Raw genomic sequence first — 15,194 nt, 5'->3', positions numbered from 1 at the left:
TTACGGCCGGAATCGCTTTGCGCCTTTAACATTAATGAAATTGCGTAAAGATTAATGAAAACGCTACAAAAACTTTTCGACATGTTATTGACTTTGATAAGCGCTTACAGTTACTATTCTATTAGATAATAAATATGTTTATAGATAATATAAACATTAATTTAAGTAGAGGCTATGCCAGCCGGGCGGGAGGTGCGAGCAGGCAATCGTTTCAACCCCAAGATCGCCATTCGACATCAAAAGGAGACGCGAACGGATGAAATCGAAAATGAAAAAATACGCGGCCGCAACGGTCGCGATGACGATGCTGCTGCCGGGAACGGCGATGGCTTCGGAGACGGCGTCGCAGACCTCGCAGCCTGCCGCCAAGAGCGATATTGCCGGACATTGGGCGGAGAAGGAATTCGCGGAATGGGCCGCCAGCGGACTGGTGAACGGTTACGGCGAAGGGCAATACAAGCCGGATCAAACGATAACGAGGGCGGAGTTCGCGACACTGGTCAACCGCGCGTTCCGATTCACGGCAGCCGGCTCGGCGACGTTCGCCGACTTGAAGGAGAGCGACTTCTTTTATAAGGAAATTATGAAAGCGTTTGCTGCAGGCTACCTGGAAGGCGACGATCAAGGACGCGTCCGCCCGAACGCGACGATGACGAGAGCGGAAGCCGCGGCCATGCTCGCGCGCGTATTCTCGCTGCAAGCCGGATCGGACAAGGCGGTATCGTTCAAGGATGCGGCAGCGCTGCCGGCGTGGAGCCAATCGGCCGTACAAGCGCTCGCGGGCGAAGGCTACATCAAAGGCTTCCCGGATGGCACGTTCAAACCCGCCAATCTGCTCAGCAGGGCGGAAGCGGTCGTCATGCTCCGCGAGCTGGCCGGCTCGGTGCTGAATACGGCAGGCGAGTTCGGCGAGCTGGACACCCGCAACGCGGTGATTAGCCAAGACGGCGTGACGCTGCGCGATACGACGGTGAAGGGCAATCTGTATATTACCGAAGGCGTGGGCGACGGCGACGTGACGCTGGATAACGTCAAAGTCGAAGGCGAGGTTTACGTCACGGGCGGCGGCGAGCACACGGTCACGCTTGAAGACGCTTCCATCGAATCGCTGAACGTCGGCAAGGCGGACGGCAAGATCAGAATCGCGAGCAAGGGCGGCACTTCCGTTGACAGCACGAAACTCTCGTCCGGCGCGAAGCTGGAAGAGGAAGGCACGCAAGCCAAAGGCGGCTTCAAATCCGTCGAACTCGGTCCATTGCTGCCGGAGAAGTCTTCCGTGCAATTCAGCGGCGAATTCGAACAGGTCAAGGTACTGTCGCAATCGTCGCCGAACCTTGATCTAGCCAGCGGACGAATCAACAAGCTCGTGCTGGATGGCGCAGCGGCGCTCAGCATAGGGGAGAATGCGGCGATCAACGGTCTGGAGATTAATGTCGATAAGGAAATAGCGGTCACCGGCAAAGGCAAGATCGAATCGACCGATAAGCGGGTTGTCCGCAAGGACGAAAACGGGACGCCGGTCGTGCCGCCAACGACGACTTCGACCGGCACGAGCGCGCCGACGCCAACGACGCCGGCCGGACCGACCTTCGGCAACGTGTCCGTGCATGATCCGTCGGTGATCAAGAACGGGAATACCTACTATGTATTCGGCTCGCATATCGAAGCGGCCAAGTCGACCGACCTGTTGAACTGGACCACCTTCACGAACGGCTACACGACGCCGAACAACGTGGTCTTCGGCGATCTGTCCAGCAATCTCGCAGGTTCGTTCAAATGGGCGGGCGAGAACGACGCCGACAGCAAAGGCGGCTTCGCCGTATGGGCGCCGGACGTATATTGGAACGAAGATTACGTGCACGCGGACGGCTCGAAGGGCGCATACATGTTGTATTACAGCGCATCTTCGACGTACATTCGCTCGGCGATCGGCCTGGCCGTATCGAAGACGATCGAAGGTCCTTATATCTATGCCGATACGCTCGTCTATTCCGGCTTTACCCGCGATTCGGCCAAAGACGCGAACAGCAACGTCGACAAGAAGTGGGATAACACGAACATCAAATCCTTGATCGACGCGCAAAAGCTGGACGGCGAGAACGCGAATTGGTTCAACGCCGACGGCACCTTCAACAACAAGGACTATCCGAACGCGATCGACGCGACGATTCTCAAGGACGCGGAAGGCAAGCTGTGGATGACGTACGGCTCCTGGTCGGGCGGTATCTTCTTGCTGGAGATCGATCCGGCGACGGGCAAGGCCATCTATCCGAAGACGGACGGCGTCACCGCGGACGGCCGCATGATCGACCGCTACTTCGGCACGAAAATCGCGGGCGGCTACTTCAAGTCCGGCGAAGGCCCGTTCATCGTGTACGACGAAGCCACGAAGTATTATTACTTGAACGTCACGTACGGCTGGCTCGGCGCGACCGGCGGCTACAACATGCGCCAATTCCGCTCGGCGAACCCCGATGGTCCTTACGTGGATACGGACGAGCAGCCTGCGGTACTGCCTGACGACAGGACCGACAACGCGGCATACGGCGCCAAAATGATCGGCAATTTCCAGTTCATGCGGGAGATCGGCGATCCGGATCTGGGTCTTGGCTACGGCTACGTCTCCTCCGGTCACAACTCGGTCTATTACGACGAGACGGCGGGCAAATATTTCTTGTTCTTCCATACGCGGTTCCCGCAAAAGGGCGAGTTCCACGAGCTTCGCGTGCATCAGATGTTCATGAACAAGGACGGCTGGCTCGTCGTCGCGCCGACCCGTTATACGGGAGAGAAAGCGCAGACGGTTAGCGAACAGTTGATTCCGGGCGATTACAAATTCGTCAACCACGGCTTAACGTATTCGGGCGATATCGCGAATTCCGTGGACATCCGCTTGAATGCCGACCATACGTTATCCGGCGCGGTTCAAGGCACATGGGAGCTGAAGGACGGCTACCGCGCGACGATCACGGCAGGCAAAGTCAGCTATGAAGGCGTGTTCGTCCGCGGTTGGGATGAATTCCAGCAGCGCGAGACGATGACGTTCACCGCGATCTCGGGTGAGGGCGTGAGCGCATGGGGCATCCAGCAGCCGAGCATCTCCGACAACCAGCTTGTCGCGAACGTCACGAGCGCGCTTACGCTCGGCGATACTTCGCATGTCATGGACAATGTAGCGCTTCCGGCGGTCGGCGCGCGCGGGGCCGAGATCGCATGGGCGACGTCCGACGATTCGGTCATCGAAGCCAATGGCGTCATCCATCAGCCGGCGGAAGGCGCGGCAACCGTGAACGCGACGTTGACGGCTACGATCAAGAAAGGCGAGAAGACCGCCACGAAGACGTTCCAAGTCACGGTCGCGCCTTACGACCCGAATTACCGGTTGAGCGCCCACTACGCCTTCGAGGACAATTTGAAGGATGCCGCCGGCAAGTCCGCAGACGGTACGATGACGGGCAATCGTCTGGACAATACGGGCGGCACGATTACCTACGCCGAAGGCGTCTCCGGCCAAGCGGCAGTCTTCGACGGCAGCGCGGGCGTGAAGCTTCCGGCAGGATTGATTTCCGGCAACAAGTACACGGTGTCCATGTGGCTGAATCCGAAAGCGTACACGCAGCACACGACGACGTTCTTCGGCGGTACTACCAGCAACTGGCTGTCGCTCGTACCAAGCGCTTGGGATAATAACACGATGCTGTGGTCGGGAAGCAGTCCGTATATCGACGGAACGACGAAATCCAGAATTCCGCTGAACGAGTGGCATCATGTTGCTTTCACGGTCGATTCGGGAGCGTTGAAAGTTTATGTGGACGGCGTGCAGAAGTATGAAGGTACGGGCTTCCCGAATCTGTTCTCCGCCAACGCCGCATCGTTCGGTCTTGGCGTGAACTTCTGGGATACGCCGTACCAAGGCATGATCGACGAGCTGTACGTGTTCAAAGAAGCCTTGTCCGCCGAGCGCATTGCCGAGCTCGCGACGAAACCGGCTGCTCAAGGCGAGTAAGAATCCAACGATACGTTTGCAATAACGAAAGGCCAGCATCCTTCGCGATGCTGGCCTTTCCGCTATTCGTCAAGCACAGCCGCCCATGCGTCGCGCAGCAGCCGAACCCCGACGTCGATCTGCTTCTCCGTTAGCGCGGCGAAGCCAAGATAGATAATCGGCGCATCGTTCGCGCCTATGCTTTCGTAACCGACCAGCATGTTGTCGAAGTCATAGACGGCAACCTTTGCTTCGGCAGCCAATCGTATTAGTTCGCGGCTGCTTGCACTCGTCCTTACCGACACTTGAATGTGGAGACCCGCGCTATGTCCCGTAACGGTGGCATGATCGCCGAAATATTCCCGGATTCGCGCAAGCAGACGATCATGCTTCTTGCCGTATAAGCCGCGTATTCGACGGATATGTCGGAACCAATAGCCCTGGTCGATAAACCGCGTCATCGCCCATTGATCGATGCGCGAAGGGGCATCCAGCGGAAGCCGTTCGGATCTCATGCGAGAGGCGAGCTCTTCCGGAAGTACGATATAGTTCATGCGCAGCGCGGGCGAGAACGCCTTCGAGAAGGTTCCGATATAGATGACCCGGCCGCTTCGGTCCAGGCTTTGAAGCGATGGAATGGGTTTGCCGCCATATCGGAACTCGCCGTCGTAATCATCTTCGATAATATAAGCACCCCGCGAATCCGCCCAATGGAGCATACGCTCGCGGTCGCCGTAGGAAAGGACGCTGCCCGTAGGAAACTGGTGAGAGGGCGTGACGTAGACGGCGCCGGCATCCGTCTCGCGGATCTGCGAGGCGATCTGTTGGGCGGGCAAAGCGATCACGCGCTTGCCGCTGCGGCGGAAGTAGTCGGGGAACGGGGCAAAGCCCGGATCCTCGCAGGCGAGCGCGTCCACGTCGCTGAGCAACTTAACGAGCAACGACGCGGCGTAGCGGATGCCGTTGCCGATGACGATCTGATCCGGTCCGCACTGGACGCCGCGAGACTGACGCAGATAGTCGGCGATGGTCGCCCGAAAGGCCAACTCGCCTTGCGGATCGCCATACGATCCGAGCTCCAAGGCGTGGTGCTCGAGCGCTTCCTGCACGCTTCTGCGCCACAGCCGAAGCGGAAAGGCGGAAGCATCGATACGCGATGCGCGGAAATCGACGATTCGGCTTGGCTGGACGGGCGGAAGCGGCTTACATTCGGCATAACGAAGCGGATTGGTTTGCGCGTACGACCGGAGGTTGGACATGCAACTTTCCGCTCCCTCCGCGAAGACGCTCTCGTCCGGCATCAGGGGTTGCAGCTCGTTCATGACGAATAGGCCGGAACGCGGACGGCTGACGGCATACCCTTCGGCAACGAGCATTTGATAGGCGGTTTCGATCGGCGTCTTGCTTATATTGAAGTGGGCCTGCAGCGCGCGTACCGACGGCAATCGAGAACCGTATGGCAGCATGCCCGAACGAATCTGATTCCGCAGCTGCGCATACAACTGCTGATAGAGCGGTTCAGGACCATTATCGTGAAGATGGAAGTTGAATATAAGGCTCACCTCGCCAAACTGTCTTTCGAAACAACTTCAATCTGACCATTACGGGCAGGACAGATTTCGAATACGCTTATCTTACCATAAGCGGGTCACGCGTAGGGGGGATTTCCATGTTAACGAGTACCGAAGTGGAAGCGTATTTAAGCCGACTTGGCTTCGAAGGCGCGGAAGCGCCGACGAAGGACTTTCTGTTCGCGCTGCATCGCGCGCATGTCGCGCGCATTTCGTGGCAGACGGTCGATATTTATGCCGGACGGCCGGTATCGATGGCGCTTCGCGATTCGGTCGGTCTGATGACAGCCGGAAGAAGCGGCTACTGCTTCCACCTGAACGGCGCGTTCAGCGCCTTGCTTCGCACGCTCGGATATGACGTCGCCTGGCATCGCGCGGGCGTGCAGCCGATCGGGCGTGAAGCGGGCGTCAACAATTTTCACCTTGGTTTGACGGTAGACTTGAAGGGTTCGGATAGCGGCGAACAGCGGTATGTCATTGACGTCGGCCTTGGCGATATGCCGTTCGAACCGATCCCGTTAGCATTCGGCCGGTACCGGCAGGGGCCGTTCGCGTACGAGCTGAAGCCTTCGGCCGTAGCGGAAGGCGGTTGGCGAATGGAGCACGATCCGCTTCATGGCTATATCGGCGTCGATTTCGCGCCTGAGCTTGTCCCGGATCTGGCATTGTTCCATCCGAATCACGCGCATTACAGCCAATCGCCGGATTCGCCGTGGATGAATCAGTTCCTAGTCCGGCAGCGCGACGAGAAGTCGATGAACGAACTGCGGGGCTGCGTATGGAAGGCTTGGGATGCGGACGGCTGCGCAACGACCGAAGTCGCGCGGAAGAACGACTGGCTGGCGCTGCTCGCGGACGTGTTTGGCGAGCGATTAGCCGCTTATTCGCAAGACGAGCGGGATTCGATCTGGATATGCGTATTGAAGCAGCATGAAGAGTGGAAGCGTGAGCGCGAGGAGAACAAGGGAAGCAACGCGGAAAAGCCGGCCTAAGTGGCCGGCTTTTCGATCGTCTATGCGACTGGAGTCCCCGATAGGAAGTAACGCTATCTCAAGCGAATTCTTTCTATCGATACGTATGCATCTCGCCAATCTCGGCGACGGTGCTTTTGCGTGAAGAATTCCCCCGATTTTCGGGCACAGTAAGGATGGCGACCGGCTCGGCCGTTAGCGATCCGGCAGGATTCGCTTTGCCTTTGTTGATCATGAGCGCGAGCAGCAGCATCGTCACCGGCATAGAGCCGGCAGGGGCGGCCACGAACACTTCATCCCACTGCGGCCCGAATTTGTTCTTATATTCATATAGTCCTTTGAAGTTATAGAAGCGGTTCCCGTATTTATAAATAAGCCGCGCGATCGTCGAATCGCCCGCGTTCGCAAGGGGGGCCATACCGAGACTGCATTGACGGTATCCCGCTTGCTTGGCCCATTGGAACAGCAGAATGAACAGCACGTCCATCGTGCCGTGCGCGCAGCCCGCGCGATGGCGCATCAGATCGATCGTAAGGTGCGCGGACGCTTCGTCCGATAGATCGGCAGGCAGATGCTCCCCGCCGCCGAGCGATGCGAACGCGGCGATCGTCCCGTCTTCTTCGCGAAGAACCGCTATCGGGAAACGTCCTGCGTACGTCTCGGAGAACGCGCCGACGGAGAAGCTTTTCTCTTTTCGCTTGCCGAGCCATTCCGCCGAGATCGCCGCGATTTCGGCCATGAAATCAGGCGCGAAGGGAGGACGAAGCACTTCCAAGCGGCAGCCGTTGCGCTCGAACTTGTTCACGCGCGTCCGCAGTTTGACCCACGCCTTGCCAGCCGTGTGGAAGCCCTCCAGATCAATCCTGGCTTCTTCCCCGAGTTTGATCGCGTTCAGGCCGGATTCCCGGTAATCCCGGAGCAGCGCGGATTTCACCTGATAGAAAACGGGGATTTTGCGCTGCTTCTTGCAGGCGCGCGCGAACTCGCCGATCAGGCCGCTAACCGCCTCCGGTTCCCCGATCGGATCGCCGAGCACGACGCTTCGATTATGGAAATCGCGATAGACGATAACCGCTTTGCCGCTCTTCTCCCAAAATAACCGCTTGTCTCCCGCGAAATAAAGGTGGGAGTGCCCGTTGTGTCCGTACTCGCGCAGCATGAGTTCGAGCGAACGGAAATCTTGGCTGTTCTTCACGTCATGTTTCCCCCATCATCGTTATTCTATTCTTCTACTGTCGTGAAGTGATCTATGCTTATATTTCGTCAAATGGGGGATCGCCCGATAGAGGAAAAGTTTGTCGAGGTCGGAATATCGGTTTTGCTTCGTTTCTGCATGCGCTTCGTGGTATACTAATGCCTATTGCTAGATTCGGACGTTAGGTCGCGGATAGAGAAGAGGAACGGTTATGGCGAAAGCAAAAATTCCGAAGCGTCCCACGCGGGACGAGTTCGTGCTGGAAGAGTTGGGCAATCAGTTAACGGAGGCGTACCAAGAGAATTCCGTCATCCTGCTGACGGTCTGGGGACGCGAAGCGGCGGTTCGCGGGCAGATCGTCAAGATGGACTCGCGAACGGGCCGCGTGCACGTGGTGACCGCGGAAGGAACGGACAAAGTGCCTTTCATGGATATTATGAGCGTGAATTATCCGAGAGATTGAGGTCTGCCTCGATCCGGGGGGGTTATCGTTTGCAGTTTCATTTTGACCGTTGCCGGCAATGCAAGATCACGATCGGCTGGTCCGAGCTCCAAGCCGCGACGGATCGCTGCCCGTATTGTTTCACCCCGCTCGAGGAGAACTGGCGGCGAGCGGCGGCTGCGGAACGTGCGCCGCTGCGAAGCGAGGACGACTATGCGCGATTGCTGAATGATCTGGAAATCATCCATTATGAAGACATCGACATGGCGATTGCCGTCGGACGGGCGGCGTGCGACTTGACGGACGCCGATCTGCCGCCTGCGTTTCACAAGAGGGCGCAGTTAATTAAAGCGAATGCGATCATGCGCGGAGGGGATCTGGCGGAAGCCGGACAAGCGATTCGGCGGATCAACGCCTGGGCGGAGCGGAATCGCGATATGGCGGTGCTCGCCCGAAGCTGCCGGCATCTATCGGCGTTCTTCTTTCGATTGGGCGACATGTCGAGCGCCCTCGAGCAAGCGCTTCATTCGCTGGAATACTTGCCCGCGGATTCGCTGCCGCAGACGCGCGGCAATCATCTGATGCTGCTTGCGCTCTCCCTCGATGCCAACGGCGAATACGAGGAAGCCCGGCGCAGGTATCAAGAGATCATGGAAATCGACGCCGCCATTCATCATGTGCAGCAAGAGCTGTACCTGTTGAACAACATGGCGTATACGAGGTACGAAATCGGAGACGTGGAGGAAGCGGAACGGCTCGCCGGCCAGATGGCGGCCTTCGCCGAGCGGCACGGGATTCCGCTCGTGTCTTCGCAGTTGGATACGATCTCCCGCATCGAGCTGCTGGCGGGCAGGCCGGAAGCGGCGGAACGCACGCTGCGCCCGCTGCTCGACGCCTACCGCAGCGGCCGCAAGCTTGGCGATCTGTTCGCGATGTTCGAATGCCAGATTACGGTCGCGGAAGCGCAGCGGCTGCAAGGACATTACGAACGCGCGCAAGCGACGTTGAACGAAGCGCGGGGCAATTGCGTGAAGCACGGCTTTCAAGGATTCGTGGCCCGCATCCGGTTGGAGCAAGCCCAGCTGTACGCCGCCATGGATCGCTACAAGGAAGCCTATGAGGAATACCGGGAATATCATGCGGAAGCCGACGCGCTCCGATCATCCGAGCGGGAGACCAGAGCGCGAATCCTCCATGCCGTCTTCGAGACCGAGGAGGCGCGCCGCAGCAGCGATCGGTTCCGGGAGCTTGCCCAGCGCGATCCGCTCACCGGCTTATACAATCGGCGCGTCATCGGCGAACGGCTCGATGCCATGCTCATGAACGCGACGCACGGTCAGCATGTGACCGCCGTCCTGGTGGACGTGGATCATTTCAAACGAATTAACGACACGTTGTCGCACGAGACGGGCGATCAGGTTCTGGTGCAGGTGGCCAAAATCTTGGATGCGGCGGCGATCGAGCCGGCCAAAGCCGCCAGGCTCGGGGGCGAGGAGTTTCTGCTGCTATGTCCCGGGTACGACGCCGCCAAAGGCCTCGATTTCGCGGAGCGGCTTCGCGCGGCGATCCGTTCGGCGGATTGGGGCGCGTTCGCGCCGGGCTTGGCCGTCACGGCGAGTCTGGGCGTCTGCACGGCCGCCGCGGGAGTGGCCGCGGCTTCGGCGCTGCTGGCGGAAGCCGACCGGAACTTGTATGCCGCCAAGAACGGCGGCCGCGACAGAGTCGTGGCCTCGCGGATCGAGGCGAAATAACGAATGTTCATAACGCCGGACCGTCGCATGAAGCGAGGACGGCGTTTTTTTTGAGTTCATGATGTCGATTTAGACGTAAAGCGTGTCTGCGAAAGCGGACGAAAGCGAAGGTCAGAACGAAATTATCAAGAGAAGGTAACGCAGCAGGACACCGCCAAAAGGCAAATCGTGGCGAAGATGCTCGAAAAGAAGCTTTGGCCGACAGGACAAACGCGAGCTCACCATGAAAGCACACATCGAAGACGGCCGCGTCACGAGTCGCGCTCATTAGCAGAGTCCAGAGGGTGCTAACCTTCTGGTTCCCCTCCAATGGAGGGGGAAGGCTGTCAGGTTAAGGAAAAACGACCGCTGAAGCCAACTAGGGCTTATAGTTGACAGGCGTAGGTCTTAGGTCGGACTTCAAAACCCACTGAAGCTTTGTCCGTCAGGACAAAAGCGTGCCACACTAAAGCCTTCCCGCCGACCGCGAACAAACATGCGAGCACGAAATAGGGAGTCCTGAGCGTTTTCAAGGAAAACGCACTTCGGAAGCATGCGCTTGGGCAAAGCCCTTTGGAGCCTCCTCGGCGGAGGAGGTGGGGGGAGGGAGCAACGGAGGAAGGCTAGGATGGATGAAAGTACGGGTCGAAGGGCGAAGCCCTTTGTTCACCTCTATTCACGTCGCGGTAAATCGCTTACACTTAGGGTACTGACGCTAGAGAGAGGAACATGATACAATGAGCCAATTCCTGCGCCGCCAATGGACGCGGGTGATCGAGATGCGAATGGAACGGAAGCTGCTGCTGGTGTTTCTGCTGCTAGTAACCATGCCGCTGACGTTCATCAGCTACTTCTCGTACGTGAATTACGCGGAGTCCACGCAGCGGACGGCCATCCGGTATTCGACGAACATGCTGGAAGGCATGATGGGGCGGGTCGACGATTACATCGAGGACATGGTCAACATGACCTCCATTCCGGCTTACCAGGACGACATCAAATTCAATTTATCCCGGTCGAACGAATATTACGCCATGCGCGAGCAAATCGGCGCGGACGGGAACGCGTCCGCGGCGCCGGCGTTCGACCAGCTGCTCCAAATTCAGCGGGGCATTCAGGGCAACGTTTCGTTCATCAACAACATTAAGCGCGGGGCGACGTCGGTTTATATTTTCGATTTGCATGGGAACGCTTACAGTCAAGCGGAGTCCGGCGGTCTCAGGCAGAATCTCGCGGATAGCTATCGGACGTGGGAATCGGCGGCTTCGGTATCCGGCGGCGAACCGGTGCTGCTCGGAACCCGGAAGTACGTCAGCATGCTCAACAGCGATAAGTACGCGTTCACCGTCGTCCGCAAAATCATCGACAAAGCGCTGCAGCCGATCGGTCTGATCGCGGTCGATGCAGATATGTCGGTCATACAGGACCAGATCAAGACGCTCGATGACGTGACGCAGGGCGAGTCGATTATCGTGGATGAGACGGGACGCGTTATCTACAGCGCGGATCGGACTCGGATGACCGCCGACATTTCGGACGAGCCGATGTTCGCGAACGCGAAAGGCGAACAAGGCAGCTTCTATGGCGAGATTGCGGGCGAACGCCAGCTGTTCATCTACATGACAAGCCCCAATACGGAATGGAAGGCGATAGCGGCCATTCCCGAGCGCGCGCTGACCAAGGATTCGAGGGTGATCCGCAACGTTACGTTGGCCGCCACGCTCGCGACGGTCGCGCTCGCGCTGCTGATCTCGACGCTGGTTTCGTTCGCGTTGACGAAGCCGCTGCGCAAGATGATGCAGCTCATGCGAACGGTGCAGGACGGCGATTTCAAGGCGACGTTCCAGGTGCGGTACGGCGACGAGATCGGTCAGCTCGGCAGACAGTTCAACCGGATGATCGCGCGGATCGAGGAGCTGATTCAGGACATTTTCCGCAGCGAGAGCCGCAGAAGGGAAGCGGAAATGCATGCGCTGCAAAGCCAGATCAATCCGCATTTCATGTACAACACGCTGGAGACGATCCGCATGGCCGCCGAATTGAACGACGACGCCGACGCGGCGGAGATGATTCAATTGCTCGGCAAGCAGCTGCGCTACAGCATAAGCAACGTGAACGAAGAAGTAACGCTGGAGCGCGAGCTGGTCCATATCGGCCATTACGTGCAGCTGCTGAACCGTCGTTATCCGAACCGGTTCCGGCTTCAGACGCAAATCCCGCCCGAGCTGCTCGCTTATCCAATGGCCAAGCTGCTGCTGCAGCCGCTTGTGGAGAACGCCACGCTGCACGGCCTGGACGACAATAAGCCGTATATGTCGCTCGATATCGAGGCGCGGCAGACGGATCGTTACGTGGAGATCCGGGTCATGGACGACGGACTGGGCATGGAGCCGGAGACGCTCGAACGGCTTCGGGCGAAGCTCGTGCGCGGGGCGCCGGACGGAGACGAGGGGATCGGACTGGTCAATGTCAACGAACGAATCAAGCTTCATTGGGGAATCGCGTACGGAATCGATATCGAAAGCGCGTCCGGGCTTTTCACGGCGGTTACGATTCGACTGCCGCTTATGACGGCCGGGCGTGGCGAACAATCGGAGATCAGCTTAGATCGGTTAGAGAGAGGAGGGTGAGCGGGATGGACGTGGCTTGGCGATACATGAAAATGACCGTCTCCGTGATCGTTGCGGGAATGCTGGCGGCAGGCTGCAGCGGCACGGGGAACGAAGAAGGGCAGGCGAACAAAGAGCCGGCGGGTGGATCCGTTATCGAATCGACGGGAGCGGCGAGTAAGCTTACGGTGCTCACCAACCGAATCGATCTGATGGAGAACGGCACGATGGATGCCTATGCCCGCGAATTCGAACAGTCGCATCCGGGCGTGGATATCCGGTTCGAAGGCTTGACCAATTACGAGAGCGACGTCATGATGCGGCTCGCCACGCGAACGGCCGGCGACGTGCTTCTGCTGCCGAACCAGCTATCGACGAAGGAGCTGTCCGGCTATTTCGAGCCGCTGCCGGCTACGATGTTCGAGAATGTTCATTTTGCCGATTTCAAATCGTATCAAGGCAATCGGTACGGCATCGCGACCGGCATTTCGTCGGATGGCATCGTCTACAACAAGCGGGCATTCGCCGCGGCGGGCGTGACGGAAGTGCCGCGGACCTTGGAAGAATTCTATGAAGCGTGCCGGAGGCTGAAGGACAAGGGCATCGTGCCGGTATATATTAACTACGGCGCGCAGTGGCCGATGACGGAGTGGGGCGAGCGGCTCGTCAGCTTCATGACCGGCGATCCGAATACGCTGAACCGGATGGCGGAAGTCGACGATCCATGGCGAACGGACAATGCTTGGGGCCAGGCGCTGACGATCGTCCGCACCTTGGTCGATAAAGGCTATACGGAGCGGGACTTGATGTCCAACAGCTGGGAGACGTCCAAGGCCGAGTTGGCCTCGGGCCGCGCGGCGATGTATTTGATGGGCAACTGGTCGATCAAGCAGGTGATCGAGGCGGGGGCGAAGCCGGAAGATATCGGCTTCTTCCCGTTCCCGTACGATAACGATGCGGACAGACGGTACGCCCCGATCTCGCCGGACTGGTTCGTCGGGATTAGCAAGTTCAGCGAGAACAAGCCGCTGGCCGAGGCGTGGATCACGTTCTTCGTGCGCGAATCGGGCTACGTGGAGCAATCGGGCTTCCTGTCGGTGGAGACGAACAAAGAACCGACGCTGCCGCAGTATAAAGAATTTCTGTCCTACGACCCGATTCTGCTGGAGAGCACCGTGCCGAGCGAGACCTTCCTCTCGATCGCCAATAAGGCGAAGATCGCCTTCTGGTCCGGCGACTTCATCCAAGAGCTCGTCGCGGCCAAAATTCTCGATGAAGGCTTCCAGGCCATGAACGCGAAATGGAAGGAAGCAAGAGCTAGGCGGTAAGCGGATAAGCGGCTGTTAGCATGTGATCATAGGGTTGCGGCAGCTAGATCTTCAAAGAACAAAAGCCGACTTCGGGAAATCCGAAGTCGGCTTTTGTTGTATTGTCGATTTTGCATAGAATGAATGCCGTTTGGCTATGGCTTAGCAAGCATTACTGCTCAGCCGTTTGGCTGGACGCGGCTTCCCGCAATCGCTTGGCGTAATAATCGCGCACGATCGGTTCGGCCTTCTTCGCGAACATGCAATAATCGTCATTGCCGGCGGCATCCTCGGGCGCGTACAGCTTCGGCGGCCAGTCCCACAACATGAACCCCTGTACCCACGGGCGGGCGTCGCAGGCCGCGAACGCGGCATCGTACCAGTCGGCCTGGGCTTGCTCGCTCGGCGCGCCTTCCAGACCCCAGTCGTTCGGGACATAAGGGGAGCCTTCGCGGCTCGGACAGCCGGCCTCCATGAAGAAGAAAGGCTTGCCGAACGCGCGCACGATCGGCTCGATCCGGTCCAGCTGCGCCTCCCAATCGTCGATCGGGTAGTAGCCGCTCGAGGAGATGACGTCGACGGCATCCCACCAAGCGACCTGATTTTCCTGATATTTGTCGCAGTTGTACGTAATCGGGCCGGAATAGACGCCGCGAACGTCCGCGATCAGCTGCCGCCATTCCCGCTCGCGGCGGTCGGTCTGCACCATCTCGCAGCCGATGCAGAGCATGTCGGTGCCCGTCTCTTCGGCGATGCGCGCGTAATGAAGGATGAAGCGGGTATAAGAGGCGAACCAATCCGACCACTTCGGCTCGCACGGCACGTCGATGTCGAAGAAATTGATGTGCGCGCGCCACGTGCCGTTCCGGCAATTGACGACCGGCTTCAGCACGACCTTCAGCCCGAGCGACTGCGCTTTGCGAATCGCGCCGCGTACTTCGTCGTCCGTCACCGTCGGCTCTTCCGCGAACTTGATTTCGGTCGCCTGCGGATGGTCCTGCAGCGCTCCGAACGAGATGGCGGTCCAATTGACGCCGAGCCGCTCGGCCATCGCCTCCATCGACCGTTCCGCTTCCGATGCGACCCACGTTCCGCGGACGCCTGTCCATCCCCACGTCATGCCCGCGAAGTATTCGTCTTTCAGACTAAGCGGATCTTTCCTGCCATACTGTTCATTCGTGCTCATCGGATATCGCCTCACTCTAGTATGATAATGAATCATTTGCCCCTGATCATAACAATTGAATAACAAAAGGTCAATTTGTTTTGTTTATCTCTATTATTTTAGGGGGTATCTCAAAATGAAAACGGTTAAAAATGAGTTTTATGGTCGAGTTAGGCAAAAATTATCATTTTTTTAGCAAAGGTAAAAGTAAGACTATAA

General features: G+C 58.2%; 9 protein-coding genes. 6 read left to right on the top strand and 3 right to left on the bottom strand.

Annotated elements, in window-relative coordinates; all coding sequences use genetic code 11:
* Positions 1-256 precede the first annotated feature (256 nt).
* Positions 257-4,006, top strand: a complete 3,750-nt coding sequence (locus BCM02_RS04275) for an S-layer homology domain-containing protein (protein WP_148927775.1) — start codon at positions 257-259, stop codon at positions 4,004-4,006.
* 62 nt (positions 4,007-4,068) lie between these two features.
* On the opposite strand, the gene pdxR is transcribed toward BCM02_RS04275, so the two are convergent.
* Positions 4,069-5,547 (bottom strand): MocR-like pyridoxine biosynthesis transcription factor PdxR, encoded by a 1,479-nt coding sequence (gene pdxR, locus BCM02_RS04270; RefSeq protein ID WP_246183188.1) that lies wholly within the window; start codon positions 5,545-5,547, stop codon positions 4,069-4,071.
* Positions 5,548-5,654: 107 nt separating this feature from the next.
* Between pdxR and BCM02_RS04265 the strand changes: the two genes are divergently transcribed.
* Positions 5,655-6,548 carry an arylamine N-acetyltransferase family protein gene (locus BCM02_RS04265; RefSeq protein ID WP_148927774.1) on the top strand — a complete coding sequence of 298 codons (894 nt, stop codon included), beginning with the start codon at positions 5,655-5,657 and terminating at the stop codon, positions 6,546-6,548.
* Positions 6,549-6,621: 73 nt separating this feature from the next.
* Here the strand turns inward: BCM02_RS04265 and BCM02_RS04260 are convergent, their stop codons facing one another.
* Complete coding sequence (locus BCM02_RS04260) at positions 6,622-7,722, bottom strand: phosphatidylglycerol lysyltransferase domain-containing protein (RefSeq protein WP_148927773.1); 1,101 nt, start codon at positions 7,720-7,722, stop codon at positions 6,622-6,624.
* 211 nt (positions 7,723-7,933) lie between these two features.
* Here BCM02_RS04260 and BCM02_RS04255 point away from each other — a divergent pair, with 211 nt between their 5' ends.
* The 4 genes from BCM02_RS04255 to BCM02_RS04240 all read left to right on the top strand — a co-directional run bounded on the left by BCM02_RS04255 (position 7,934) and on the right by BCM02_RS04240 (position 13,831).
* Positions 7,934-8,185, top strand: a complete 252-nt coding sequence (locus tag BCM02_RS04255; protein WP_148927772.1) for a YolD-like family protein — start codon at positions 7,934-7,936, stop codon at positions 8,183-8,185.
* Between the two features lie 29 nt (positions 8,186-8,214).
* Positions 8,215-9,915: a tetratricopeptide repeat-containing diguanylate cyclase gene (locus tag BCM02_RS04250; RefSeq protein ID WP_148927771.1), complete on the top strand. Its 1,701-nt coding sequence runs from the start codon at positions 8,215-8,217 to the stop codon at positions 9,913-9,915.
* Between the two features lie 716 nt (positions 9,916-10,631).
* Positions 10,632-12,524 carry a cache domain-containing sensor histidine kinase gene (locus BCM02_RS04245; RefSeq protein WP_148927770.1) on the top strand — a complete coding sequence of 631 codons (1,893 nt, stop codon included), beginning with the start codon at positions 10,632-10,634 and terminating at the stop codon, positions 12,522-12,524.
* A gap of 5 nt (positions 12,525-12,529) precedes the next feature.
* Complete coding sequence (locus tag BCM02_RS04240) at positions 12,530-13,831, top strand: ABC transporter substrate-binding protein (protein WP_246183187.1); 1,302 nt, start codon at positions 12,530-12,532, stop codon at positions 13,829-13,831.
* 151 nt (positions 13,832-13,982) lie between these two features.
* On the opposite strand, the gene BCM02_RS04235 is transcribed toward BCM02_RS04240, so the two are convergent.
* Positions 13,983-14,996, bottom strand: a complete 1,014-nt coding sequence (locus BCM02_RS04235; RefSeq protein WP_425466141.1) for a glycoside hydrolase family 113 — start codon at positions 14,994-14,996, stop codon at positions 13,983-13,985.
* Between the last annotated feature and the right edge of the window lie 198 nt (positions 14,997-15,194).

The sequence above is a fragment of the Paenibacillus methanolicus genome (assembly GCF_008124765.1).
GTDB lineage: Bacteria > Bacillota > Bacilli > Paenibacillales > Paenibacillaceae > Paenibacillus_Z > Paenibacillus_Z methanolicus.
This window is presented reverse-complemented; position numbering and strand designations above follow the sequence as displayed.

Bases quoted from the DNA above. Each gene is read 5' to 3' on its own strand.
- BCM02_RS04275 (WP_148927775.1), top strand. From the start codon at position 257: ATGAAATCGAAAATGAAAAAATACGCGGCCGCAACGGTCGCGATGACG.
- BCM02_RS04265 (WP_148927774.1), top strand. From the start codon at position 5,655: ATGTTAACGAGTACCGAAGTGGAAGCGTATTTAAGCCGACTTGGCTTC.
- BCM02_RS04255 (WP_148927772.1), top strand. From the start codon at position 7,934: ATGGCGAAAGCAAAAATTCCGAAGCGTCCCACGCGGGACGAGTTCGTG.
- BCM02_RS04245 (WP_148927770.1), top strand. From the start codon at position 10,632: ATGAGCCAATTCCTGCGCCGCCAATGGACGCGGGTGATCGAGATGCGA.
- BCM02_RS04240 (WP_246183187.1), top strand. From the start codon at position 12,530: ATGGACGTGGCTTGGCGATACATGAAAATGACCGTCTCCGTGATCGTT.
- BCM02_RS04235 (WP_425466141.1), bottom strand. From the start codon at position 14,996: ATGAGCACGAATGAACAGTATGGCAGGAAAGATCCGCTTAGTCTGAAA.